The sequence below is a fragment of the Nonomuraea sp. NPDC004186 genome (assembly GCF_053603495.1).
On sequence record NZ_JBSGFQ010000042.1, the window covers coordinates 78,558 to 101,792 of the forward strand.

A 23,235-nucleotide genomic window follows, 5' to 3' on the forward strand; every position below is an offset into this window, starting at 1 on the left:
GCGTCGAGCTCGGCGCTCGGTCTTGATACCGCGAGTGGTGAGCTCGTTCCAGAAGTCGCCGCTGATGCAGACGTACGGCACGAGCGAATGCGGGATGGTGACCACGCTGCAGCCCAGTGAGCACGCGCGCCCCGAACTGCCGGCCTCGGTCGGGCGGGCCGCCCCCGGGGTCGAGCTGAGCATACGTGACGGCGACGGCCGCGAGGTGCCCACCGACGGCGTCGGCGAGGTGTGGCGCACTCGCCGCAACAGGTGCGCGAGCGTCTCGACAACGAGGATCGCGTGGTCGTACCGCGTGACGGCCGGCTGCGCACCGGAGACGTCGGCCGCCTGGACCGCGACGGATCCGGGTCGAGGACCAACCGGCGCCCGGCCTGTACTCCCATCCGATCGAGCACGTGCTGGCCGAGCCCCCCGGCCGTCGTGGAGGCCGCGGTGTTCATGGTGCCGCATGCGGGTGAGGAGGTCCTGGCGGCGGTCGTGGTCGGGCGCAAGGGCCGGGAGCTGGATCTGCAGGCGCTACGTGCGCTGGTCAGGGGCAGGCTCGGCGAACGTTCGGAGCCGCGTCACCTGTGGACCATCGACGAGTTGCCCCGTACACCCGGTGGCAAGCCCGACAAGCTCGCCCTGCGCTCCTACGGCGGCGACCAGCCGATGGCCGGGCTCAAGGCCGAGTGATCACGTCCGCTCATCATCCGGCGGCGCGCGTGATCGCGGAGAGCTTGATCGCGTCGAGAAGGCGGTAGGGGATTCGGGGCATGATCGAGGGCCGTGCCTCCGGGCAGCGGACCCCGTTGGCCGGGACCGACTGCGAGATCAGGTAGCGGTCGATCGCGCCCATAGTGCACTCGCTCCGGCCGTACACGCTGTGCCCCGAGCCCTCGTACGTGAGCACGCGGGCCTCGGCACCGATCTGCTTGGCCGTGCTGAGCGTCCAGAGGTAGCCGGTGGCGGGGTCGTTCAGCGAGGAGGCCAGCAGGATGGGCGGGGTGGCGTCCACACGCAGGCGGTGCTGCGGGTTGGGAATGGGCGTGGGCTGGCCCAGGCAACCGGCGATCCGGCTCAGCGCGGGCGGGCTGTACCTCATATCCCTGGCCCGCGGCGCCTGCCGGCGCAGGAGCGAGGCGTACTCCGTGTAGTCGGCGACCGGCAGGTGGAAATCCTGGCAGAACACCGGCGTACTGACCTCCACCTCCTCGTCCTTCGTGGCGCTCATCGCCGGGCTGCCGCTGTCGATGGCGGCCAGCATCTGGGCGAGTTCCGCCCAGTTGGGGTTGTAAAGTCCGGCGAACGCCGTGTCCACCAGCGTGAAGGCGTCCATGGGTACGTCTGGCGTACCCGGCTCGTGAAGCTCCCCGCGGTCGGCCCGCTCAAGAAGCCTCTTCCAGAACGCCCGGATGTCCTTGCCGTTCAGCGCGCACGACGCCGTTGCCTCACACCAGGTGACGAACTGGTCGAACGCCCCTGCCGTATGGGTGGCCGTGGTGTTCAGGTAGCTCGCGGTGTTCACGCTATGGTCGAAGTTCGAGTCGAGCGCGAGCGCCCTGACCTTGCCGGGGAAGCGCTCGGCGTATGCCTGGCCGATCAGGGTGCCGTGCGAGACCCCGTAATAGGTGAGCTTGTCGTCGCCCAGCGCCGCCCGAAGAGCCTCCACATCACGCGCGACGTCCAGCGAGCTCACGCGGTCGTACAGCGGTCCGGTGTGCGCCCGGCAGTCCTCCCGCAGCCGCTGGTTGAACGACACCCAGGCGTCCATGTCCGTCTGGTTCTTGACAAGCGGGTGTGGACGTTCACGCACCAGCGCCGCCGAGCAGATCACCGGGTGGCTGCGTCCCACCCCGCGCGGGTCGAACCCGACAATGTCGAAGCGGCCGCGAAGCTCGGCGCTGAAGTAACTGCTGCCGTGCACCACGAAGTCGACACCGGAGCCGCCCGGCCCGCCGGGGTTGACGACCAAGGAGCCGACCCGGGCGTCCGGGATGGCGGCCTTGCGCCGGGCCACCGCCACGTCGACAGTGGCGCCGCCTGGGGTGTCCCAGTCGACGGGCACCTTCAGCGTGCCGCATTCGGCGGTCGTGTCCTCGGGGCACGGTGCCCAGATGATCGTCTGCGAGGAAGCGGCGGCACTGGCGACGCCTCCTGGAAGCAGGCTGATGACCAGGGACGAAACGGCTGCGAGCAAGATGTGATTCGTCATACGATCCTTCGCGGTCGAGACGGGGCCGGCGACTTCAAGATCATGCGACCACCCACATAACCCCGCCATAACCGTCGGCTCGTCCGCCGGCCACCGCATCATCGCCGTCAACCGCGGCAGCCTCGGGCTCGACCAGTCCACGCCGTGACGCAGGCACTACGACAAGTGCAAGGCGATCCGGCCGGCGCGGGTCTTCTCGATGTCGAACGCGCGGCCCGTCGCGTCCATCGCCCGCCTACTCGGCGTCTACAAGTACGTTCCCGAACTCGCGACGGGCCGCCCTGCCGTCGAACAACCAACGGCGCGAGCCGAGATGCCAGAAGCGGGAAGCTGATTGGGCACTCAGGACATCGGTGGTAATCGGCTTGCGCCTCAAGCGGCTTGAGATACCAGAGTGGCCCCATGAACGACTACGAGCTGTACCCCATCGGAGACGCCGCGCGCCGCAGCGGCCTGAGCGTGAGCGCCGTCCGGTTCTACGCCGACACCGGGCTGATCGAGCCCACGGACCTGAACGACGCCGGCCACCGGATGTACGACATCCACGCTATCGCCCGGCTGGAACTCGTCCGCACTCTGCGCGAGCTGGACACCGACCTGGAGGTGATTCGCCGCCTGCTCGAAGGCGGCACGACCCTGCACGACCTGCTCACCACGCACCTGGAGTTCGTCGAGCGCCAGGAGCGCACCCTGCGGGCCAGGCGGGCGGTGCTCAGGACCCTGATCAAACAGGGCGGCACCGCTCAGGCCGACCTGATGCACAAGCTCGTCTGGATGACCGACGAGGAACGCGAACAGACCATCGACGATTTCTGGAACGACGTCGGCGAGGACCTGGACGTCCCCGAGGGCTTCGTCGACCGGTTGCGGACGATGCGCCCGGTCCTGCCCGCGGACCCCACGGCCGCCCAGCTCGAGGCGTGGATCGACCTGGCCGACCTGGTGCGGGACCCGGCGTTCCGCGACGCGGTCCGCACCTACCTGCAAGACACCTGGTCCACACCGGAGACCCGAGTCCTGGCGACCGAGCCGTTCCAGGACTTCATGCATGTGAGTGGGGCCCGGCTCATGGAGGAACTCCTCGCCGCGTACCGTGCCGGAGAGTCTCCCCGGTCCTCCTGGGCCCAGCAGGCCGTCACGCGCTTCATGGAAGCGGCCAACGCGCTGGCCGGCACGCCGCTCACCCCCGAAGTCCGAAACCGGATGGCCGATGGATTCCAGCAGATACCCGACATCATGCGCCAGATCGCCGAAGAGGCAGCCACCTCCGAGAGCCCTGTCTACGACGACGCTCACGGCCGGTACCTGTCCCTGGTGGCGCGGATCAACGGGACTGCGACCGAGGAGGACCATGACTCCATGCCCTATGCCTGGATCGCCGACGCCATGCGCGCCGTGGACCCGCCGACTCCCTAACGACCGATGGCGGCTGGTGCCATGTTGGTCAACGGCACCCGCCGCGGGGTGCGGACAGTAAGAACGGCAACGGCTCTGGCCCGTAGCCGGTGGTGGCGCTGGGTGATCAGCTGCCAGGATGAGCCGTGCTGAAGATCGACGATCTTACGGGTGTGGTGTTCGCGGGACTGTCTGCCCAGCAGGTGGGCTGCACGTGCATGCCGGACAGCCTGCCGTGCCCCAGGCACGTGTTGTGGCGCTACTCAATCGCTTGACGCAAGCGGGCGTAAAGGTCGAGGGCCACCCGGTAGGGGTCTGCTGTTGGATATTCCGAGTACGGGCTGCTGTCACGCGACCAGGCGTCCTCCACCGCGAACCAGTCGATCCCCTCGGGGTCGCCGCCGCCGAGCAGCGTGTCGAAGAACAGGCGCCAGCGCATCGCGTGGAAGTCGCGGACCAGCCCGGCCCACTCCCGGTTGGCGTAATCCTTCAGGTGCACGTCCGCGCCACGGGGACCCCAGGTCGTGAGGAGGCACCTGGCGTCGTACTCCAGCCGTGCCGCCTCCTCCTCGTCCGCCGCCGCGGCGCGGGCGGCCGCCAGCCAGGGTCCGAGGAGGAAGTACGGCGAAGCGGACACCACCCGGTCCAGCAGCTCCATGTCCTCCAGCCAGGTCACGGTCAGCCGGCGGAACCGCTCCCAGGCCCCCGACTCGAACGCGGCTCGCAACGCGGGCAGCAGCACCCACGACCGATTGGTGAGCGCCTGGCGGGCGACGTCGACCAGGTCGAACTGGTATGCCGAGGTGCCGCGCAACGCCGGATCCACCTGGAGGAGCTGTTCGAGCGCCGCGGCGAAGCGCTCGAGGTCGTAGCGCGGCGCACGCGGTGACCAGGTGGCCGCGTTGGCCGCGGTCAGCGACGGCCGCGCGAGGAACGGGCTGTCCTGCGGTTCGCTCCACCCGTCGGCCGGCAGCGAATAGGCCGTCGTGCGCAGGATCTCCCAGGCGCGCGCCGCGTGCGGGTCGGCACCGCCGTACCGCCGGCGAGAGAAGTCCGTGAACCACCCGGCGTGATCGATGGGCTCGTCGTGCCAGGCCAGCTCGGCGAACAGGGCGAAGGACGCGGGGTTCGTGCCGGTGCCTTCGGGCATGTACGCGAGTCCGCGCAGCGACGGCCCGCGACGCCACTCCGCGAAGCGGGTGACCCAAACGCCGGTGTTCGCCCCGATCGTGGTGTGGCCGCCGAAGTTGGGGATGGTTCCGAAGCAGTACGACGTGCCGAGCCACCCGGTTTCGCGGTCGAGATCGGGGTGGCGGTCGGCGACGCCGTCGAGGATGAGCAGGCCGTCGGCGGCTTCGATCAGCTCGCGCACGGGGTTGTCGAGCCAGCCGAGCACCACCCAGGTGGCTCCCGGCCTGGCCTTGCGCAGCGCTTCCTGGACCGCTTTGACCGCTTCCGCGACCGGGACGTCGGCGGGCGTGCCACCCTCGTGCAGGAGGTCCATCTTGACCATGGAGGTCTCGCCGTACAGCTCGGCCTGGTGGCGATAGAACGCCTCCGCGACCTGGGCGAACATCGGGTCGCGCGGGTCGAGCCAGTCGGGACGCTCGAAGCCGACCCAGCGGCCCTGCGGGATCACGCGCCCGGGGAAGCCGGGCGGCACTGTCCCGAAATATCCGGGCATGATGGGGGTGAGGTCGAGCTCGCGCAGCCGGGTGACGATCTGCTGGGCCAGCCGTACCCGCTGGCCGAAGAGCTGCTCCGAGACCGGCCCGGTGAAGGCGGCCATGTTCTGCAGCAGCCACCAGGGCTGGTGACCCGGCGAGGGGGTCCAGGCGCGGAGCTGCTCGTCGGTGTACCCGAATTCGGTGAATGTCCGGCGATAGACCTCTTCCATGCCGACCGTGACGAGCACCTCGTTGATGCCGTGCAGGGCCATCAGGTCGATCTGCCGCTCCCAGGTGGCCCAGTCCCGATACGGCCCCGAATAGCCGTCGTCGGTGTCGTTCAACGCGAACCGGTGCTGAACGACGGCCTCTTTCGCGATATATGGCGCTTGGGGCAGCTTGTCGGGAAGGCGTGACAGGCTGTCTCCCGGCCACCCGGCGCTCACGCCCGCGACCCGCGTCAGATACCAGTGCACGCCTGTGAGCAGGGCGGACGCCGACGTTCCGGTGATGGTCGTACCCTCGATGCGGAACCGGTCGCCCTCCCCCCGCTGCTCGACGAGCGTCAGCTGATCGTGATGATCGGGAAGCAGGCGGCGTACGGCTCCCGCCACGGCGCTCACGACGGCGCTCACCAGGGCAGCCCGCGCAGGTCGATCGGGCCGCCCTCGGGGAAACCTTCGCCCAGCACCATGGCGGGGATCGAGGAGGTCATGCGCTCTCCCGTGTAGACGTTGCTCATCACGACCGGCGCGTGCACCTGAACCCATCCGGCGGCCTCGTAGAAGCCCTGCACGTGTGGGAGGCAGGTGAGGAAGCCGAAGCGTTCGGTGAGAACCTCGCGCAGCTCGTTCATCAGCGCGACGCCGAGACCTCTGCCGCGCATCGCCGGGTCGGTGCAGACGTGGCCGATCCCGGCGACGTAGACATCCTGGTCACCGACGCCGATGCGGCGGCGTTCCACACCAAGATGGGCGATCGGTCGATCGCCGTCGCTCAACCACAGCCGCCACTGCGGGCGGGCGAGCCACCAGGACTGGAGCGCGAAGTGGCCGGCCCTGTCGGGGAACGCGGCGGCGAGCAGCGGCCGCAACGCGGCATCCTGCTCCTCGGTGAGCTGGGTCTCGGTGACGAAGGTAGCGATCAACGGGTGGCCTCCTCGTAACTGGGGCACGGACCCCATCCGTCCACGTCGGGGGTCTGGTCGCGGTAAGGCTCGGAGTCGCAGGCCGGCGTGTAGCCGAGGTTGTTGCGCGTCGACCAGACGCTGCTGGTGTTGGCCGAGACGCCGTGGCAGACCTCGAAGCGGACGGGGGCCTCCAGGGCCAGGAGCACGAGCCGGCGCAGGTCGTCAGGGGCGAGCCAGGCGGGCAGCGCTTGCTTGGCCGGCGGCTTGGGGACGGTCGCACCGAGACGCAGGCAGATGACGGCTCCGCCGTACCGATGACTGTGCATGCGCCCCGCGGCCTCGGCGAAGGCCTTGGCCGCGCCGTACCTGCAGCAGGGGCTGGGCGGCCAGTCGGGTTCGACGGGGCCGGCCCGGTACTGCCCCATCACGTGGACCGAGCTCGCCAGCACCACCCGCCTGGCACCGGCCGCGTCCAGGACGTTGGTCACGGCGCGCATGTTGGGCCCGGCGAGGTCGTCCCAGGACGCGTCGGGGTTGGGGTTGGCGGCCAGATGCAGGATCGCGTCGACGCCGTCGGTCACCTGGCGGGCGAAGTCCGCGTCGGCCAGATCGCCGTCCGCGAGATCGGTGAGACGCAGCTCGTGGTGCTTTTCCAGGGCGGGGATGACCTGGCCGGCCACCAAACCACTGGCACCTGTTACAAGTACCCGCATCGTCCTCTACCTCCTGAAAGGTCGTCCCACATGCTGGCATAGCCCGATTCATACGGCAACGGTTGCAGGGGAGTTTCCATCCAGTTTCATGAAGTTTCCGGAAATGTCTTGACGCTTGGTGCAGCCCGGATCAATGTGGGCGGCAACCTCATCCGCCTCACAAGGAGGGCCGTACATGCGCCAGATCTTGCGAGCAGCCATCGCGCCCGCGGCACTCGCGGTGCTCGCCATCCAGGGGACCGCGGCCGCGACACCCGCAGGCGTGGTCGACTACACGGTGACGAACGCGGTGACCCTTCAGGCGTTAGGCCGTGACATCCAGTCCCCGACCGCCGACCAGACCATCACCTTCGGCGCCAAGCTCGTGGCCGACTCGGCGAAGAACTTAGACGAGCTGGTCTTCGTCATCCGCGACGCCAGCGACGCCAACTTCGACGTCGGCGACCGAGACGGCTACCAGCTCGGCACCTCCCAGCAGACCTTGACGGCCTCCCGTACGCTGCCCGCCGGCACCTACCGCGTGTGGGTGGCCTACAGGATCGGCACGACCTGGACCAACCTGACCCCCAACCCCGCCCAGACCTTCGCCGTCGGCTCCTCCGGCGGCGGCACCAACCCCGGCAACGAGAACCCGCCTTCCGGCGCGCAACCCAACGGCGGCGGATCCGGCTGGAACCTCAGGTGGTGGGACGAGTTCTCCGGCACCTCCGTCGACTGGGGCACCAAGTGGCGCGGTCACTCCAGCGCCCTCGCCGACGCCGGCCGCGGCAACAAGAACAACCAGCAGCTCGAGTACAACCTGGACCGCAACTGCAGCGAGGCCAACGGCGTCGTCACCATGACCGCCAAGCGCGAGCGCTACACCGCACCCTCCGGCCAGGTCTACGACTGGACCTCGTGCCTGCTCACCTCCATCGGCGCCAGCGGCTTCACCCTCAAGCACGGCTTCATCGAGTCCCGCGCCAAGCTGACCTTCAACGTCGTCGACGCGGGCGGCAACCCCGTCGCCGACAAGCGCGGCTTCTGGCCGGCCTTCTGGACCTGGCAGGCCGACGGCGTGAACACCTGGCAGGAGACCGACGTCTACGAGCAGTACAGCGACAACCCGCGCAAGCTCTACCTGACCTCGCACGCCAACGCCGGCGGCGGCTGCCAGGTCGACCTCGACTTCGACCCGGGCGCCGACTTCCACACCTACGGCGCCGGCATCTCAGCGTCGGGCACGACGTTCTACATCGACGGCAGGCAGGTCTGCAGCGTGGCGGGCACCGCCTCGGAGAACACCAACCTCATCGAGGACCTGTACGTCTACTCCCGCTCCGGTTACCAGCCGGTGGCTGCCACGGTCTCGGCCCAGAAGGCCGTCGACTACGTCCGCGTCTGGCAGAGGTAACCCGGCGGCCACGGGCCAAGCCGCCGGTCAGCGTGTCGCCGATGGGCTGTTGCCGCCGGGCCTGGAACGCCGGAGCTTCCTCGACTCCCAGGTCCAGCCCGCCGCGATGAGCATGACGACGGTGATCACGAGCGGCGCGATCACTATGACCTCGTCGTCGTCCAAAGACGGGATGAGGCGCAGGAGAATCAGGCCCATGCCGTCGAAGGCGAGAAACGCGGCGCCGCTGCCGGCGAGGAACCCGACGACGCCCACGACGACGGCAACGGTCTTCCCGGCGATCGGCGGCACGAAGCGGGCGATCTGCGCGCACAGTAGGCCGGCCAGGCCGATGTCGGCGAGGACGGCGACCACCAGGGGGATCATGTCGTCACGGTCGAACTCATCCTCGAGTTCGTCCCAGGTGATGCCGAGGTGAGTGAGGCCGAGGAGAGCGAGGGCGAAGATGATCGCCATCATCACCGCGACACCTTTGTGCTGCCACCCCTGCTGGGGGACCTGCCCGGGCGGGAGGATCCTGGTGCCGTCCCGTCCGTGGTCCCGGCCCGGCTGCCGCTCACCGAGCATGGCCAGCGCGCCCTCGACGGTCGGCCTGTTGCCGGGGTCCTTGTCGAGCAGCCGCGTGATGAGCGGCGCGAGCCGGCCCGCTCGACGCGGCGCCGGGGGCTCTTCCAGCAGGACCGCGGTCAGTGCCGCCGGTTGGGTGTTGCGGCGGAACGGCGAGACGCCCTCGACGGCCTGGTAGAGGGTGACGCCCAGGGAGAACAGGTCGCTGGCGGGGAGCCCGTCGATCCCGCGCAACCGTTCGGGGGCCATGTACTCGGGCGAGCCGATGGTCATCCCGGCGGTCGTCAGGGTGGTGTCGGTGGTGTGGACGGCGATCCCGAAGTCGGTGAGCAGGACCTTCCCGTCCTCGGCGAGCATGACGTTGGCCGGTTTGATGTCGCGGTGCACGATGCCCGTCTGGTGGGCCGCGCCGAGCGCCTTCAGCAGCGCCATGGCCAGCTGTGCGGCCGTGTCCACCGGCAGCGGTCCGCGCGTTTCGAGGTGCTCGTGCAGCGATTGGCCGTCGATCAGCTCCATCACGATCCAGGGCAGGCCGTCCGAGACGATGTCGTGGATGGCCACGACATTCTCGTGCGCCCGCAACCGGACGGCATTGCGGGCCTCACGCGTGGTGCGCTCCAGCCGCTTGTCCTGCTCCGCCTCGGACATCCCCGCCAGCAACTGCAGCTCTTTGATCGCCACTTCGGCGTCCAGGACCTCGTCATGGGCACGCCAGACGCGTCCGAACCCGCCGGCCCCCAGTACCTCGATCAACCGGTAACGTCCGCCGACCATGTAACCAGGCTGCGCCGATGTCATGCCACCTCGCCCGTCTTGCCCCGTATGACAGTTGATCAGAGTAGATCACCGGCAGGAGCACCGTAACCCCATAACGTGATCGGGAGCAGCCCGGCCTGCGGTAGGCAGTCGTACTAGCGGCGTTTGATGACGGTGAAGGCCTCCGCCAGACGGCCCGCGGGGAGGCCGCCGCGGGCGGCGATGGCGGCGAAGCGTTCGCGGTTCTCGACTTCGCCCGTCCCCGGCTGGGTCTTGTGGGCGGCGAGTGCCGCGAGTTTGCGGTCGAAGGTGTCGGTGATGTCGACGTACAGGTCCGGCGTGGGGCTCTCGCTGAACCAGACCTCCGACACCTGCCACGGCTCGAGGCCCGACAGGTCGGGGTGAACGTAGCGGTTCATGGCATCGGGGTAGACCGCACAAGAGGCCGCCTGGCCCACGGCCGCGTGGTCGGGATGGTCCGCGTCGCGCAGGCCCCAGGTCCGCGCCGGAGAACTGGTCAGCAGGCGGTGCGGCCGCACCTGGCGGATGACGCGGGCGATGTCCCGCCGCAGGTCGAGCGAGACCTCGACCCGGCCGTCCGCGTACCCGGAAAGGAAGTACACCTTCCGCGCGCCCACCGCCTCGGCTGCCGCTCGCTGTTCCGCCATGCGCAATTCCTGGATGCGCTCGCGTGGTTCGCCGTCGCCCGCCTCCCCGCGGGTGACGACCAGGTAGGAAACCTCCATTCCGGAGTCCACCCATTGGGCGACGGTGCCTGCGGCGTTGAAGTCGACGTCGTCCGGGTGGGCGAATACGGCGAGTGCGCGGGTCATTTGAGTGCTCCTGCGGTCAGGCCCTCGACGATGCGACGCTGGAAAACGAGGGCGCCGATGACAAGGGGAACGGTGACGGCGACGCCGGCGGCCATCTGGGTGCCGAACGGCTGGTCGAACTTGTACTGGCCGGTGAACAGCGCGGTGATGACCGGGGCGGTGCGCATCTCCTTCTCGTTGGTCACCGACAGCGCGATGATGAATTCGTTCCACGCCGCGACGAACGTGATGATCGCACTGGTGAACACGCCTGGCATGGCGAGCGGCAGAATCACCTTGCGGAATGCCTGCCAGCGGCTGCAGCCGTCCACCTGGGCGGCGCCTTCCAGCTCATGCGGCATCTGCTTGAAGAACGCGGTCAGGTTGAACACGGTCAGCGGCAGCGCGAAGCTGATGCTCGGGACGATCAACGCCTGGTAGGTGTTGATCCACTCCAGGCCGACGAAGAGTTTCAGCAGCGGAATCAGCAGCGAGATGCCGGGGAACATCGAGGTGGCGATGATGACGGCCAGGATGACGTTCTTGAAGGGGAATTCCAGTCGCGCGATCGCGTAGGCGGCGGTGATGCCGATCATCAGCGTGAGCAGTGTCGTCGTTCCCGCCACCACGAGGCTGTTGGCCAGCGCCCGGCCGAAGCCGTTCTGCGCGGAGAACGCGGCCGTGAAATTGTCGAACGACAAAGGGAAAGGAATGGGGGACAGGTCGAAGGAGTCGGCCGGCCGGCGCAGCGCCGTGGCGATCATCCAATAGAACGGTGCCAGGCAGTAAACGACGATCAGCCCGATGCCGATGTTGTAGATCGTGCGCCCGGACATCATGCGGGTCCCTTCAGCGAGCTTGGAACGGCCATTACCCGCGGCCCTTGAGGCCGCGCCCGATGAGGTCGGCGCCGAGCACCTTGACGAAAATGAAGGCGATCACCGCGACGTATATGAAGAGCACGGTGGAGTAGGCGGCGGCCGGGCCGTACCTGACGTTCGAAAGCTCGTACTGCGCCAGCGTGGACAGGGTTTCGACCGAGTGCTTGTGCGCGCCGACGAGCACGAACGGCAGGTCGAACATCTTGAGCGCGTCCAGGATGCGGAACAGCACGGCGACCACCAGCGCCGGCCGCACCAGCGGCAGGGTGATCTGCCAGAACGTCCGCATGGCCGAGGCGCCGTCGACGCGCGCGGCCTCGTAGACGTCCTTGGGGATGATCTGCAGCCCGGCCAGCACGAGCAGACCGATGAACGGCGCGGTCTTCCAGATGTCGGCGATGAGCACCGCGGTGAACGGCGCCGACATGAAGCCCCAGACGGTGGCGTGGTCGGCGGTCCACACGATGTCAGTGTTGAGCACCGCGTTGGCCACGCCGTCCGTTTCAAAGATCCATTTCCACAGAAGTCCCGAAATGGCCGTCGGAATCGCCCACGGCACCAGCACGCTCGCCCGCACCAGCGCCCGCCCGCGGAACGCCCGCTGCATCACCAGCGCCATGGCCACACCCAGCACGACCTCGGCGGCCACCCCGATTATGGTGAACAACGTGGTGTTCCAGAACGCGTTGCGGAACGCCTCGCCGGACGCCCCCGTGAACAGACCGGCATAATTGCCAAGCCCGAACGACTCGGTCGCCTCGATCATGCCGGTCTGCTGGTTGACGCGGTTGGCGACCTCGATGAAGGACAGCCGCAGCGCCGCGACCACGGGATACCCGGCGACCAGGGCGAGCGTGAGCAGCGTGGGCCCGAGCATGAGCGCGGCCGTCCATGAGTCACCGCCTCGGGGGCGGAGCCGCGCCGCCCGCTTGACGGGGGCGGCAATGCTGATCGTCACGTTTCGTCCCTTCACGTACGGCGAAGCCTGAGGAACTCCGGAGACTTTCCGGTTCTGGGTCCCGGCGTATCTGCTCAATCGGGTAGGGCGGGTCGCGCCGATCGAGGTGTCGGCGGGGGTTCAACCCCGGGAGAGCCTTGAACGACGCGAGCGGGGGAGCCGTCCGCGTTCCGGCTTGGTGGGAGTGGGGAGCGAGCCGCAGGCGGGGCCGGGCAGGTGAACCCGGCCCCGCCGGAGCCGCTACTGGTTTGCGATGATCTTGGCGAGTCTGTCCTGGAGGGCGGTCAGTGCCTGGTCGGAGGGCTTCTGGCCGCTGAGGGCGGCGGTGATCTCCTCCTGGATGGCCGCCGTGGCGTCACCGTACCGGACGACCGCCGGCCGCGGCGCAGCGTTGAGCAGCCCCTCCTTGAGCATCGGCAGGAACCCGAACTTCTCCACCAACGCCGGGTCGTCGTACATCGCCGCGTAAGCGGGCGACTGCGACGACTCGAGCATCAGGTGTCTGGCGGTCTCCTCGCTCGTCATGAACTTGATGAAGTCCAGCGCGGACTTCTTGTTCTTGGCGAACTTGCTGATGGCCAGGTTGTTGGCGCCGATCGTGCCCTTGCCGAGCCCGTTGAGTCCGGGGATGGGGGAGACGTCGAACTTGCCGGCGACCTTGCTGGAGCCGTCCTCCTTGTTGGCCAGCGTGTACTGGTAGGACCAGTTGCGGTGGAACAGCAGCTTGCCCGCCTGGAAGGCGCGGCGGCCCGCCTCCTCGTCCCAGGTGATGGACTCCTTGGGCATGTAGCCCTTCTTGAAGCCCTCGACGAGGAAGTCCAGGCCCTGCTTGGCCTGCGGGGTGGTCAGGGTCGGCTTGCCGTCGGCGCCGACGACCGAGCCGCCTGCCGAGTTGACGGCTTCGGAGATGTTGACGGTCAGCCCTTCGTACTTGTTGAACTGGCCGCCGTAGCAGTCCATGCCCTTGGCCTCGGGCAGCTTCAGCACCTTGTCGCAGGCGGCCATGAGCTCGGCCCAGGTCTTGGGCTGCTCGAGCCCCGCCTTCTTCAGCAGGTCGGTACGCGAGTAGAGCAGGCCGGTGCCGCCGCCCCACGGGGCTGTGTACAGCTTGCCGAAGTACTTGCCGCCTTCCACCAGCGACGGGATGATCTTGTCGGTCGGGAACTCCCCGAGAGGCAGCTCGTCGACCCAGCCGTTGGCGGCGAACTCCGCGGTCCACACGACGTCGAGGGAGACGACGGTGAAGGCGTCCGACTTGGTCTGGGCGTTCTGGATGAGCTGCTGGCGCTGCTGGTCGGCCTGCGGAGGCAGCTCGACGAGCGTGGCCTTCTCGGTGGGGTGCGAGGCGTTCCACTTGTCGATCAGACCCTGCAGCACGCCGCTGGAGTCCTTGCCGTTGGCGAAGGTGATCGGGCCGCGGCCCTCGTCGGCGGCAGGCTTGGCCGCCTGTGAAGGATCAGCGGAACCACAGGCGCTTACGGTGATCGTTGCGGCAGCAAGGACCGCCGCGCAACGGAGTTTCACTGCACTACCTCCAGGAGGGCGGGATCGGCCAGCCGACGGCCGCGTTGATCGTGAACGGAGAGCTGGTAGGTGCCGGGGTCGTCGAGCGCGACCAGGGCGTCGAAACGGGTCTGCCTGCCGGTGCCCACGCCGAGCGGCATGGTCATGACCACGTCATCCGAGGCGTCGATCACGCGGAGCAGGACCGGGCCGGTGACCTTGAGCCCGGCTGTCACGTCCACGTTGCGCGTGGCCTTGACCTTGGGGTGGGAGACCTGGACGGCCGGCCTGCCGGCACCGAGCCAGGCGGTCGTGGTCTGGATCGTGCGCCCGTCGCCGGTGTAGAGGACGGCCTGTGCGAGCTGGGTCGTCCCCCGCGCGGGCGGGGTGAAGGTCAGTGGGAAAGAGGTGCCGGAGGCGGCTCGGACGCCTTCGAGGTAGAGCTCGACCCGCTCGACATTCGAGGGAAGCCGGTCCACGGAAGCCGTCCCGTCGCCGAGCATCAGCCGCGGTGCGCGCTCCGTGGGTGAGGCGCCGGTGAGCTCGGCCAGCTCGAGGTAGGTGCGGGTGGGCTTGTCGGGATATTCCAGGAGTGTCCAGCCGCGCCACTCATCGTCAGGCCGAGTCTCGGACCAGACGAACCATGACAGGCCCGAAACGTAGGGACGCTGGGCCGCCAGCTCCATCACCCGCCGCAGGTAGAACGCGCGCCGATCGTCCGGCACCAGGCCCATCCACGTCCGCACCGAGGAGTAGGAGAACTCGCCCAGGTAGATCTGCTTGTCGGCGTCGCCCTGCCGTACCATCTCCGAATACAGCCGGTCGATGCCGAGGAAGTTGTCGTCGAACTCGCCACCGGCGGCGTTCTCGCGCACCTTGCCCGGGTCGTGGTCGTCGGGGTGACGGTCGTCGGTGTACGGGTGAGCGCCCATGAGGTCGAAGAAGTGGCGGCTCTTCACCGCGTCCGGATATTTCCGGACCGCGGCGTACACCTCGCGCACGAACCCGGGGTCCGTCCGCGTGGTCCCACCGAAGATCACCTTGGCTCGCGGGTCGGCGGCCTTGACCGACAGATAGCCGGCGCGCAGCAGCTTGGCGTAGTCCGCCGGGTCCTCGACGGGCTTGTAGAAGTCGCGCCAGTTCTCCTCGTTCCAGATCTCGTAGCTCTCGACCTTGCCGCGATAGCGACTCGCCAGCGTGGTCACGAACTTCTCGAACTCGGCTAACTCCTCCGGCGTCCTGGTCGGCGGGAACCAGATCCGCTCTCCGTAGTTCTCCACCGTGTCCACCAGGTCCGGGTGCACCCAGTCGGGCGTGGAGTTGATGTGCACAGCGGTGGAGATGCCGCGCCTGGCCGCCTTGGCGAAGTACGTGTCCAGCTTCGACCAGTCGCATTCATCGCGCTTCTGGCAAATCCCGGTCCACGACGCGACGATCTGGGCCCGGCGCACCCCGGCCTCGGCCATCTTGTCGAGCGAGGCATCCAGGTTGTCCGCCGAGGGCTGGACGAAAGCGACGGCCAGCTCCCGCATTCGCTGCGGCGAAACTGCCTGGTCACGGGCCGGCACGGGTACGCCGACCCCGGTTCTGTTCTGGTAGGGCAAATCGACTGCCTGGGCCGGTACGGCTTGTCCAAGCACGGCGGCTGCGGTGAGCGCGATCGGCAGAAGTGCTCTCTTTCGCACCTGCCAGCTCCTTCCTCTTACAAGGCCCCCGAGCGTTTTTCTGCACGCCGGCATGGCCGCAGGTCGCAGACCAGCGGATGCCGGAGATGTGGGTGGTGGTTACTCCAGGGTGGGCAGTGGCCTGGTCGGCCAGGTGATCCTTTCCGTGGCGGGGCCCGTCGAGTCCCGGACTATGAGCTGGGTGTCCACCTCGACAGGGTCGCCCTCGCCCTGGTCGCCGGAGTGGAGCATGCCGATGAGCAGGTCGACCGCGATCGACCCGATCTCCTCGACCGGTATCCGTACGGTGGTCAGCGCCGGCCTGGCCACCATGGCCAGGTAGGTGTCGTCCACGCCGACCACGCTGATGTCGCCGGGCACGGACAGCCCGCGGTTGGCGAGCTGGAGCAGCAGCCCGACCGCGGTCATGTCGTTGTTGGCGATGGCCGCGGTGACGCCGTGCGCGACGACCATGTCGGCGGCCTGCACGCCGCCCTCGATGGACTGCGCGAACGGGCCCAGCTCGACCAGCTCCATGCTGAGCGCCTTGCAGGCACGCTGCACCGCGGCGCGGCGGTGCTGGTTCGACCAGACCGTACGTGGCGCGTTGACGTAGGCGCACCTGGTGTGCCCGAGGGCGTACAGGTGCTCGACGGCCTGCCGCATGCCGTCCTCGCTCGAGGCGACGACCGTCGGCACGCCGGGCGCGCCCCGGTTGACCAGCACGGTCGGCACGCGGGTGGCCACGTCGGCCAGCGTCTCGGCCGGCAGCCGCGATGACCAGAAGATGAGCCCGTCTACCTGCTTGGACATCATCGCCACGGCTTCGGCCTCTTCACCGGGGTGCGCGTCGCTGTCGGCCAGGTAGACGCCGTAGTTGCGAGATCTCGCCCGTCGCTGCACCGCCTTGATCATGGGCGGGAAGAACGGGTTGACGATGTCGGGCACGATCAGGCCGATCGAGCCGGTCCTGCTGGAGCGCGGCGTCGGATCCGGCGCATAGCCGAGGCGCTCGGCCACCTCCAGGACACGGGCCCGCGTCCCCGCGTTGACCCGGTCCGGGGTGCCGAACACACGCGACACGGTCGCCTTGGACACGCCGGCCTCTGCCGCCACGTCCGCGAGGGTCACCGCCATGCTGCCTCCCACAACGTTTGCGCTAGAGACTGCACCCGCCACGGTGACAAGTCAATACATCTCGGAAACTCTTGGCAAAGTTGCTGCAACACGACAGAATCACCTCAAACGGAGGAGGCCTTTTGAAGATCGTTGACGTTGCGCTGTACGCCGTCCCCGACCGCGGGCAGAACATGCTCCTCGTCGTGGTGGACACCGATGCGGGCATCTCCGGCGTGGGCGAGGTGGGAGTTCGTGTCTCTCCCGAGGTCAGCGGGGCCGTACTCGACCGCATGCGCGAGGTGCTGGTGGGCCAGGACGCCGACCGCATCGAGCACCTGTGGCAGACGATGGCGCGCGGCGACTTCTTCCCGGCTGACCGGTCGACCACGTGCGTGATCTCCGCGATCGACATCGCGCTGTGGGACCTGCTGGGCAAGGCGCACGACGCTCCGCTCTACCGGCTCATCGGCGGACGGGTGCGCGATCACGTGACGTGTTACACCCATGTGCACCCGGAGGGGTTCGACACCCAGGCGGTGATCGACAGCTGCCACCGGCTGGTCGAGGAGGGCTGGCGCTACCTGCGGCTGGTGGTGCCGACCTCGGGCGATGTCCTGGAGCCGCGCGAGGCCATGCGGGTGGCGATCGCCCAGTTCCATGCCGTACGGCAGGCGGTCGGCGACGACATCGAGCTCATCATCGACGCCCACACCCGGCTCGACCTGCCCGAGGCGGTCACCCTGTGCCGGGAGATCGAGCCGGCCCGGCCGTACTTCGTGGAAGATCCGCTGCGCTGCGAGAACCTGGACGCCTATCGCATGCTGCGGCTGCGCACCGGAGTGCCGCTCGCGGCGGGCGAGCAGCTCAGCTCCAAGTGGGAGTTCCGCGCGCTGATCGAGGACGAGCTCATCGACTACGCCCGCCTCGACCTGGGCATCGTCGGCGGCATCACGGAAGCACGCAAGATCGCCGGGCTGGCCGAGACGCACCACATCAAGATCGCCACGCACAACCCGCTGGGGCCCGTCTCCTCGGCCGCTGCCCTGCACTTCAACCTGACCTGCCCGAACTTCGGCGTGCAGGAGATGCCGCCGGGGCCGGTTCCGGCCGGTTTCGGCTTCGCCCCCGTACCCGTGGACGGCGTGCTCGTCGCCGACGAGCGGCCCGGACTGGGCCTGGACGTCGATCTGACGCTGCCGGCGGGGCAGGCGCCGGCCACCGGACGCACCCCCCGAGTGAACCGGCTCGACGGCGCCTTCACGAACTGGTGAGGTCAGCCGTATGTTCGGCGGGGAACGGAGTCCGGGCCGTCGAGGCCTGCCCGACCAGCGTGACGCGCTGGATCCAGCGGGCGCGGACACCCTCACGGGCGCTTCCTGGCCACTCCGGCGGTGCGCTCACCGGCTGGATGCCGGCCGCCTCCTGCGCCCGCGCCAGGAGCCCCCGCACCGTCGTTGGCTGACTGTCGCGCATGACGGCCGTCCACCGGGAGAAGGGCCGAGGAGTTCGACGCGGCGCAAGCCCACGACGGGGCCGCCGCCAGTGCTGCTCGACGAGCTGTCATGTCCGCATCCATCGGGCGAACGGGGCGAGGCCTTGATCTGCTCCAGCAGCCCTCCGCCTTCGCACCGCCTTCCGTGGTGGTCGACGTGGGCGGTGACGCCAAGGTGAAGGCGTTGATCGGCGGCTCCGCCGCGGGGCTCATCGGGCTCGTCTCGATCTTCGCCTCGTTCACCGGGCACGCGCCGGGCTCGCGCACCGCGGTCATGGAGTTGACCTTCGGGCTGATCTTCCTGTTCATCGGGCTGCTGCCGGTCCTCACCTGGCGCAGGCTCAGCCGGCCGCGCCTGCTCGTCTTCGACGGCTTCGGCGTGCGCTGGGACGACCCCCAGGGCACGCCGTGGACGGCCCCATGGAACGAACTGTCCGGGGTGAGCATCTCCCGTACGCAGCCGCGCCGGGTCAGGCCGACCGACTACCTGATCCGCAGGACGAAGGTCCGCATCGACCTCTTCCCCGCCGACCCGGGCTTCCGCGCGCGCCATCCGGACATGGAGCACCTTTGGGAGTTCCACAGGGTCACCAACGGCTACCGGCTCCCGCTGGGCTCGAACCCCAGGTACATCCCGGTCATCGAGCACGCCATGCGCCAGTACCGCCCGTCCATCTACCTGGGCATCCGCGACGGTCAGCGACCGCGAAGTGCTGCGTGACCACAAGTCCGTCCTCGACCCCGGCCCCGCCGCTGAGGAGCTGAAGTCCGGGACGCCGCCCGCCAAGGCCGTTTGAACTTGACTGCCGACGGTCCTGGGCCAGAAGCTAGGCGGACTCTTCGCCCGGCACCCTGGCGAGCGGCACACCACGCAGGCTGATCAGTACCATCGCAACGCACCCGCAGGTGAGTGCGATGTCAGCGACGTTACCCACAAACGGGCCGTAGTCGATGAAGTCCACGACGTGCCCGCGGGCGAAGCCGGGCTCGCGGAAGAGCCGATCGCCTAGGTGAGACACCGCCCCGCCGAGCAGCATGCCCAGCACGAGCGCCCAGCCGGGGGAGGCCAGCCGACGCGCGGTGTAGAGAATGCCGACCACTGCGGCTGCCGCTGCCAGGGCGAACACCCATGTCGCGCCGGTGCCTACGGAGAACGCGGCGCCGGCGTTGTAAAGCAGCCGGAAGTGAATCAAAGGGGGGATCACGGCGACGCGCTCGCTGTCGGACAGCGTGGAGACCGCCCAGAGCTTGGTGAGCTGGTCCACGACAAGGACCACCGCGGCCAGCATGAGCATCATGCTGTACAGCCGACTCGAACCCCGCTCTAACCGCATCATTCATGGCCTCCGTGCTGTTCAACCAATATTTCCCTGAGACTACTAGGGCACCCTATGAGGCACCCATGCGAATGCTTCATGAGCGGTGAGGCATGCCCCGGGTCGAATGAGACCGAACAGCACCGAAGTGATGGCGATCGGTCGGCATGTTCTCCGTGTACGGCTACCAGTTCGCGCCCCGGCACGCGGACATCTCCGACACGCCGCTGTGGTGGATCGACACGGCGATGCTGGAAAGTGGGCTGACCACCGGGACGCGCGCCACCAACGGCTGGGGCGCCTTCAACAGCCTGGGACTGTGCTACCGCGGGATGATCGGCGCGCAGCTGAACGTCGGCGAGTCCCGCCGCACCCGAGTGCTGAGCCGGCAGCCTTTCCCGTAGTTGAGAATGTCAGGCGTCCCGTCTGATTATGAGTCGGTTCGATTGGTGTGGCTCAGCGTTGCGGGATGCTGTTTTCTATCGCGTGGGCGGAATTCTCCCCGCCGTCGTGCCGGGAAGTGATGGTGGATGCTGCGCCGTACCGCGCGCGACGAGGCTCGAGTTTCCCGTCAGATCGAACCTACGGGTTATAGTCGCGGCCGGATGAGTCATGAGAGGGATGCGAACCATCGCCCCGCCGCGTTCCAGTGCTCGACGGTGGGGAACCCGGATCGCTCGGCAAGAGGGGCGATATCGTCGATCGAGACGGTCGCCCAGGTGAACCAGTCGCCCGTGCGCCCGGCCTGGCGCAGCCGTACGGTGTGGACCCCGCTCTGTACACCCGGCGGCGAGAGTTCGGCGATCACCGTTCCTCCTGTCCTGACCAGTTCGCGCAGGCGCCGGAGGAGGGCTGCGGGGTCGCCGCCGATGCCGATGTTGCCGTCGGCCAGGAGCGCCTCGGCCCACCGCCCGGTTCCTGGAAGGGGTCCGAAGACGCACCTGCGCAGCGCCAGGCCGCCGGCGCGGCGGGTCAGCTCCACGGCCAGGGGTGTGATGTCGATGCCCAGGGCGGGAACCCCCATCCGGGTAAGCGCCACGGTCAGTCTGCCGGGTCCCGAACCGACATCGAGAGTGGGCCCGCAGCATCGGGCCAGAATGTGTTCGTCGCCCTCGTTGTACCGGAGCCAGCGCTCGGCGGAGAGCGACCGCGTTCGGCCGTCGGCATATTCAACGTATACGTTTCTGCCTTTGAGACCTTCTTCGTAGAAAGCGCCGATCACGCGACTCTTCCATTGTGGCGGAAGCTGGGAAAGAGGACTGCCGGAATGCTCACGCGACTGCTTGTGATCATGCAGTCACATTACCCCGGCAGGTCGGTGACGATCCTTACGAAGCTGTTAAGGACGGGGAGCCGCGACCGCCTGGCAAAACCGCGTCCATCATGCCCTCGGTGGAGGGTCAAAATATGGCAGAGCGGGGCAAGTCGCATGCTCTGCCGGGGATGCAGGGGGCCAGTGGCCCAAACCACGGGTTCGGCCATGAAGCCGTATTTCCGCGGACTCGAACTGGTCATTTCTCGGAACGACGTCATCCTTTCGTAAGAGAAAGGACGCTGTCGCCGCGTTAGCGTCGGCCCATGGAGATCGACGTGGTTCTGCCCTGCCTGAATGAGGAGGCGGCCCTGCCGTGGGTGCTCGGGCGGATGCCGCCCGGCTTCCGCCCGATCGTGGTCGACAACGGGTCGACCGACGGATCCGCGAGGGTCGCGGCGGAGTTCGGCGCGATGGTGGTGGCTGAGCCCCGGCCCGGATTCGGGGCCGCGTGCCACGCGGGGCTGACGGCCGCGACGGCGGACGTGGTGTGCTTCATGGACGCTGACGCGTCCCTCGATCCCGGGCAGTTGCCGCGCGTCGCGGGGCCGGTCCGGGCGGGTGAGGCCGATCTGGTCCTCGGTCGCCGCGTCCTTGGACCGGGCGCCTCCTGGCCGGTGCACGCCCGGCTCGGCAACGCCGTGCTGGCTCGCGAGCTGCGCCGCCGTACCGGTGCCGACCTGCACGACCTGGGGCCGATGCGGGCGTGCGGACGTGCCGCCCTGCTGGCCTTGGAGCTGGCGGACCGGCGGTTCGGCTATCCCCTGGAGATGGTGCTGCGCGCCGGTGCGGCCGGCTGGCGGATCGCCGAGGTCGAGGTGGACTATCTGACCCGTACGGGGAGGTCGAAGGTGACCGGTACGGTACGCGGCACGCTCCGGACCATCGGTGACATGCGCCGGGTCATGGCCGACAGGGCGGTATGACGTGAGTTCGCAACATATCGACGGCGCGCAACTTCTCGTGATCGCCAAGGAGCCCGTACCGGGAAAGGTGAAGACCCGCCTGACCCCGCCCTGCACTCCGCGCGAGGCCGCGGCACTGGCCGGCGCCGCGCTGGAGGACACGTTGCGGACGGTCGCCCGGGTCCCGGTGGCCCGCCGCGTGATCGCTCTCGACGGGGCTCCCGGGGCGTGGCTGCCCGCCGGGTTCACGGTCGTTCCGCAGCGCGGCGACGGCCTGGACGAACGGCTCGCCGCCGCCTTCGACGACGCCCACCGGCTGTCGCCCGCCCCGATCGTGCTCATCGGCATGGACACCCCGCAGGTGTCCGTCGGCCTGCTGGCTGAAGCCGTGTCGTTGCTCGGCGCCCACGACGCGGTGTTCGGCCCCGCGACGGACGGTGGGTTCTGGCTTCTCGGGCTGCGCGTCCCCGACCCCGATCTGCTGCTCGGCGTGCCGATGTCCGAGCCGACCACAGGAGAGATCCAGCTGAACAGACTGATTGAGGCCGGAATGAGCGTCGCCTGCCTGCCTTGCCTGACCGATGTGGACACCATGGAGGACGCGGTGGAGGTGGCCGCGCTGGCTCCACACTCCCGATTCGCCGCCGCGCTCGCCGGAACGGCGGTGTTGTGATGACCCCTTATCGCGAGGCGAAGGTGCTGGTCACCGGCGCGGCCGGGTTCATCGGGAGCCATGTGACGGAGGCGCTGGAAGCGGCCGGACACGAGGTGGTTCGCCTCGACCTCAGGACCGGCGACGACGTGCGCGACGCCGCCACGCTCGACCGGTTGATGGCAGGGGTCGACGTCGTCGTGCACCAGGCGGCCAAGGTCGGGCTCGGCGTGAATGTGGCCGACCTGCCGGACTACGCCTCGGTCAACGTGTACGGCACGGCCGTGCTGCTCGCCGCGATGGCCCGGCACGAGGTCGGGCGGCTGGTGCTGGCCTCCTCGATGGTGGTCTACGGCGAGGGCGCCTACGACTGTCCGACGCACGGCCGGGTACGGCCTGCGCCGCGTTCCGCCGCCGCCTTGGCACGCGGGCTCTTCGAACCTCGTTGCCCTCGGTGCGACTCGGAGGTGGTCTACGCCACCATCGATGAGGACGCGCCGGCGGATCCCCGCAACGCGTACGCCACCAGCAAGCTGGCGCAGGAGCACCTGGCCGCCAACTGGGCGCGCGAGACCGGCGGCACGGCCGTCGCGTTGCGGTACCACAACGTGTACGGGCCCAGGATGCCCCGGGACACGCCGTACTCCGGGGTGGCGGCGATCTTCCGGTCCGCGCTGGAGGCCGGTCGAGCACCCAGGGTGTTCGAGGACGGCGGGCAGTTGCGGGATTTCGTCCACGTCCGCGACGTCGCTCGTGCGAACGTCGCCGCGCTCTCCGGCGGCCGGCCGGGCCTGCTGGCCGCGT

Annotated in this window: 23 protein-coding genes and 1 pseudogene; 10 read left to right on the top strand and 14 right to left on the bottom strand. The window is 68.7% G+C overall.

Annotated features, from left to right (window positions below):
* Positions 1–37 precede the first annotated feature (37 nt).
* Positions 38–223: pseudogene (locus ACWEPL_RS30945) on the top strand (AMP-binding protein); the annotation flags it as partial.
* 59 nt (positions 224–282) lie between these two features.
* The gene (locus ACWEPL_RS30950) at positions 283–678 is read left to right on the top strand and encodes an AMP-binding enzyme (RefSeq protein ID WP_452438242.1); all 396 of its coding nucleotides are present in this window, start codon (positions 283–285) and stop codon (positions 676–678) included.
* 13 nt (positions 679–691) lie between these two features.
* On the opposite strand, the gene ACWEPL_RS30955 is transcribed toward ACWEPL_RS30950, so the two are convergent.
* Entirely contained in the window at positions 692–2,197 is a 1,506-nt protein-coding gene (locus ACWEPL_RS30955) for an alpha/beta hydrolase (protein ID WP_452438243.1), read from the bottom strand.
* A gap of 402 nt (positions 2,198–2,599) precedes the next feature.
* On the opposite strand from ACWEPL_RS30955, the gene ACWEPL_RS30960 reads away from it, so the two are divergent.
* Complete coding sequence (locus ACWEPL_RS30960) at positions 2,600–3,613, top strand: MerR family transcriptional regulator (RefSeq protein WP_452438244.1); 1,014 nt, start codon at positions 2,600–2,602, stop codon at positions 3,611–3,613.
* 238 nt (positions 3,614–3,851) lie between these two features.
* Here the strand turns inward: ACWEPL_RS30960 and ACWEPL_RS30965 are convergent, their stop codons facing one another.
* The 3 genes from ACWEPL_RS30965 to ACWEPL_RS30975 are packed head-to-tail and all read right to left on the bottom strand — an operon-like array spanning position 3,852 to position 7,101.
* The gene (locus ACWEPL_RS30965) at positions 3,852–5,894 is read right to left on the bottom strand and encodes an alpha-N-acetylglucosaminidase (protein ID WP_452438245.1); all 2,043 of its coding nucleotides are present in this window, start codon (positions 5,892–5,894) and stop codon (positions 3,852–3,854) included.
* Positions 5,891–6,406, bottom strand: coding sequence for a GNAT family N-acetyltransferase (locus ACWEPL_RS30970; protein ID WP_363975540.1), 516 nt, complete (start codon positions 6,404–6,406; stop codon positions 5,891–5,893). The genes ACWEPL_RS30965 and ACWEPL_RS30970 overlap by 4 nt, the downstream gene beginning before the upstream one ends.
* Entirely contained in the window at positions 6,403–7,101 is a 699-nt protein-coding gene (locus ACWEPL_RS30975) for an NAD-dependent epimerase/dehydratase family protein (RefSeq protein WP_363975543.1), read from the bottom strand. Before ACWEPL_RS30975 ends, ACWEPL_RS30970 begins: the two co-directional genes overlap by 4 nt.
* Positions 7,102–7,276: 175 nt before the next feature.
* On the opposite strand from ACWEPL_RS30975, the gene ACWEPL_RS30980 reads away from it, so the two are divergent.
* A complete protein-coding gene (locus tag ACWEPL_RS30980; RefSeq protein ID WP_452438246.1) occupies positions 7,277–8,494 on the top strand; it encodes a glycoside hydrolase family 16 protein in 1,218 nt (405 codons plus the stop codon).
* Between the two features lie 27 nt (positions 8,495–8,521).
* On the opposite strand, the gene ACWEPL_RS30985 is transcribed toward ACWEPL_RS30980, so the two are convergent.
* The 7 genes from ACWEPL_RS30985 to ACWEPL_RS31015 form a co-directional block, all read right to left on the bottom strand.
* Positions 8,522–9,835: a serine/threonine-protein kinase gene (locus ACWEPL_RS30985; protein ID WP_452438247.1), complete on the bottom strand. Its 1,314-nt coding sequence runs from the start codon at positions 9,833–9,835 to the stop codon at positions 8,522–8,524.
* Positions 9,836–9,972: 137 nt separating this feature from the next.
* Positions 9,973–10,650, bottom strand: a complete 678-nt coding sequence (locus ACWEPL_RS30990; protein ID WP_452438248.1) for a PIG-L deacetylase family protein — start codon at positions 10,648–10,650, stop codon at positions 9,973–9,975.
* Positions 10,647–11,468 carry a carbohydrate ABC transporter permease gene (locus ACWEPL_RS30995; RefSeq protein WP_452438249.1) on the bottom strand — a complete coding sequence of 274 codons (822 nt, stop codon included), beginning with the start codon at positions 11,466–11,468 and terminating at the stop codon, positions 10,647–10,649. The genes ACWEPL_RS30990 and ACWEPL_RS30995 overlap by 4 nt, the downstream gene beginning before the upstream one ends.
* A 31-nt stretch (positions 11,469–11,499) precedes the next feature.
* A complete protein-coding gene (locus tag ACWEPL_RS31000; protein WP_363975558.1) occupies positions 11,500–12,468 on the bottom strand; it encodes a carbohydrate ABC transporter permease in 969 nt (322 codons plus the stop codon).
* A gap of 240 nt (positions 12,469–12,708) precedes the next feature.
* Entirely contained in the window at positions 12,709–13,992 is a 1,284-nt protein-coding gene (locus ACWEPL_RS31005; protein WP_363975561.1) for an ABC transporter substrate-binding protein, read from the bottom strand.
* Entirely contained in the window at positions 13,989–15,656 is a 1,668-nt protein-coding gene (locus ACWEPL_RS31010) for a hypothetical protein (protein ID WP_452438250.1), read from the bottom strand. Before ACWEPL_RS31010 ends, ACWEPL_RS31005 begins: the two co-directional genes overlap by 4 nt.
* A 99-nt stretch (positions 15,657–15,755) precedes the next feature.
* Positions 15,756–16,772 (bottom strand): LacI family DNA-binding transcriptional regulator, encoded by a 1,017-nt coding sequence (locus ACWEPL_RS31015; RefSeq protein ID WP_452438251.1) that lies wholly within the window; start codon positions 16,770–16,772, stop codon positions 15,756–15,758.
* A 122-nt stretch (positions 16,773–16,894) separates the two neighbouring features.
* Here ACWEPL_RS31015 and ACWEPL_RS31020 point away from each other — a divergent pair, with 122 nt between their 5' ends.
* Entirely contained in the window at positions 16,895–18,025 is a 1,131-nt protein-coding gene (locus ACWEPL_RS31020) for a mandelate racemase/muconate lactonizing enzyme family protein (RefSeq protein WP_452438252.1), read from the top strand.
* Here the strand turns inward: ACWEPL_RS31020 and ACWEPL_RS31025 are convergent.
* Positions 18,012–18,227 (bottom strand): hypothetical protein, encoded by a 216-nt coding sequence (locus ACWEPL_RS31025; RefSeq protein ID WP_452438253.1) that lies wholly within the window; start codon positions 18,225–18,227, stop codon positions 18,012–18,014. The genes ACWEPL_RS31020 and ACWEPL_RS31025 overlap by 14 nt on opposite strands.
* 89 nt (positions 18,228–18,316) lie before the next feature.
* Here ACWEPL_RS31025 and ACWEPL_RS31030 point away from each other — a divergent pair, with 89 nt between their 5' ends.
* Positions 18,317–18,967: a hypothetical protein gene (locus tag ACWEPL_RS31030; protein ID WP_452438254.1), complete on the top strand. Its 651-nt coding sequence runs from the start codon at positions 18,317–18,319 to the stop codon at positions 18,965–18,967.
* A gap of 106 nt (positions 18,968–19,073) precedes the next feature.
* Here the strand turns inward: ACWEPL_RS31030 and ACWEPL_RS31035 are convergent, their stop codons facing one another.
* Positions 19,074–19,544, bottom strand: a complete 471-nt coding sequence (locus tag ACWEPL_RS31035; protein ID WP_363975577.1) for a signal peptidase II — start codon at positions 19,542–19,544, stop codon at positions 19,074–19,076.
* Positions 19,545–19,729: 185 nt separating this feature from the next.
* Between ACWEPL_RS31035 and ACWEPL_RS31040 the strand changes: the two genes are divergently transcribed.
* The gene (locus tag ACWEPL_RS31040) at positions 19,730–19,966 is read left to right on the top strand and encodes a hypothetical protein (protein ID WP_452438255.1); all 237 of its coding nucleotides are present in this window, start codon (positions 19,730–19,732) and stop codon (positions 19,964–19,966) included.
* 206 nt (positions 19,967–20,172) lie between these two features.
* Here the strand turns inward: ACWEPL_RS31040 and ACWEPL_RS31045 are convergent, their stop codons facing one another.
* Positions 20,173–20,586, bottom strand: a complete 414-nt coding sequence (locus tag ACWEPL_RS31045; protein ID WP_452438256.1) for a hypothetical protein — start codon at positions 20,584–20,586, stop codon at positions 20,173–20,175.
* 554 nt (positions 20,587–21,140) lie between these two features.
* On the opposite strand from ACWEPL_RS31045, the gene ACWEPL_RS31050 reads away from it, so the two are divergent.
* The 3 genes from ACWEPL_RS31050 to ACWEPL_RS31060 all read left to right on the top strand — a co-directional run.
* Positions 21,141–21,800, top strand: coding sequence for a glycosyltransferase family 2 protein (locus ACWEPL_RS31050; RefSeq protein ID WP_452438257.1), 660 nt, complete (start codon positions 21,141–21,143; stop codon positions 21,798–21,800).
* 1 nt (position 21,801) lies between these two features.
* Positions 21,802–22,452, top strand: coding sequence for a TIGR04282 family arsenosugar biosynthesis glycosyltransferase (locus ACWEPL_RS31055; RefSeq protein ID WP_452438258.1), 651 nt, complete (start codon positions 21,802–21,804; stop codon positions 22,450–22,452).
* On the top strand, positions 22,452–23,235 hold a 784-nt coding region (locus ACWEPL_RS31060), incomplete at its 3' end, for an NAD-dependent epimerase/dehydratase family protein (protein ID WP_452438259.1). The genes ACWEPL_RS31055 and ACWEPL_RS31060, both read left to right, overlap by 1 nt.

What these genes read in the sequence shown, in the direction of transcription:
- ACWEPL_RS31030 (WP_452438254.1), top strand. Translation starts at nt 18,317, where the DNA reads ATGTCCGCATCCATCGGGCGAACGGGGCGAGGCCTTGATCTGCTCCAG.
- ACWEPL_RS30985 (WP_452438247.1), bottom strand. Translation starts at nt 9,835, where the DNA reads ATGGTCGGCGGACGTTACCGGTTGATCGAGGTACTGGGGGCCGGCGGG.
- ACWEPL_RS30990 (WP_452438248.1), bottom strand. Translation starts at nt 10,650, where the DNA reads ATGACCCGCGCACTCGCCGTATTCGCCCACCCGGACGACGTCGACTTC.
- ACWEPL_RS31040 (WP_452438255.1), top strand. Translation starts at nt 19,730, where the DNA reads ATGTTCTCCGTGTACGGCTACCAGTTCGCGCCCCGGCACGCGGACATC.
- ACWEPL_RS30960 (WP_452438244.1), top strand. Translation starts at nt 2,600, where the DNA reads ATGAACGACTACGAGCTGTACCCCATCGGAGACGCCGCGCGCCGCAGC.
- ACWEPL_RS30955 (WP_452438243.1), bottom strand. Translation starts at nt 2,197, where the DNA reads ATGACGAATCACATCTTGCTCGCAGCCGTTTCGTCCCTGGTCATCAGC.
- ACWEPL_RS30980 (WP_452438246.1), top strand. Translation starts at nt 7,277, where the DNA reads ATGCGCCAGATCTTGCGAGCAGCCATCGCGCCCGCGGCACTCGCGGTG.
- ACWEPL_RS31025 (WP_452438253.1), bottom strand. Translation starts at nt 18,227, where the DNA reads ATGCGCGACAGTCAGCCAACGACGGTGCGGGGGCTCCTGGCGCGGGCG.
- ACWEPL_RS31015 (WP_452438251.1), bottom strand. Translation starts at nt 16,772, where the DNA reads ATGGCGGTGACCCTCGCGGACGTGGCGGCAGAGGCCGGCGTGTCCAAG.
- ACWEPL_RS31035 (WP_363975577.1), bottom strand. Translation starts at nt 19,544, where the DNA reads ATGATGCTCATGCTGGCCGCGGTGGTCCTTGTCGTGGACCAGCTCACC.
- ACWEPL_RS31050 (WP_452438257.1), top strand. Translation starts at nt 21,141, where the DNA reads ATGGAGATCGACGTGGTTCTGCCCTGCCTGAATGAGGAGGCGGCCCTG.
- ACWEPL_RS31045 (WP_452438256.1), bottom strand. Translation starts at nt 20,586, where the DNA reads ATGGGGGTTCCCGCCCTGGGCATCGACATCACACCCCTGGCCGTGGAG.
- ACWEPL_RS30975 (WP_363975543.1), bottom strand. Translation starts at nt 7,101, where the DNA reads ATGCGGGTACTTGTAACAGGTGCCAGTGGTTTGGTGGCCGGCCAGGTC.
- ACWEPL_RS30995 (WP_452438249.1), bottom strand. Translation starts at nt 11,468, where the DNA reads ATGATGTCCGGGCGCACGATCTACAACATCGGCATCGGGCTGATCGTC.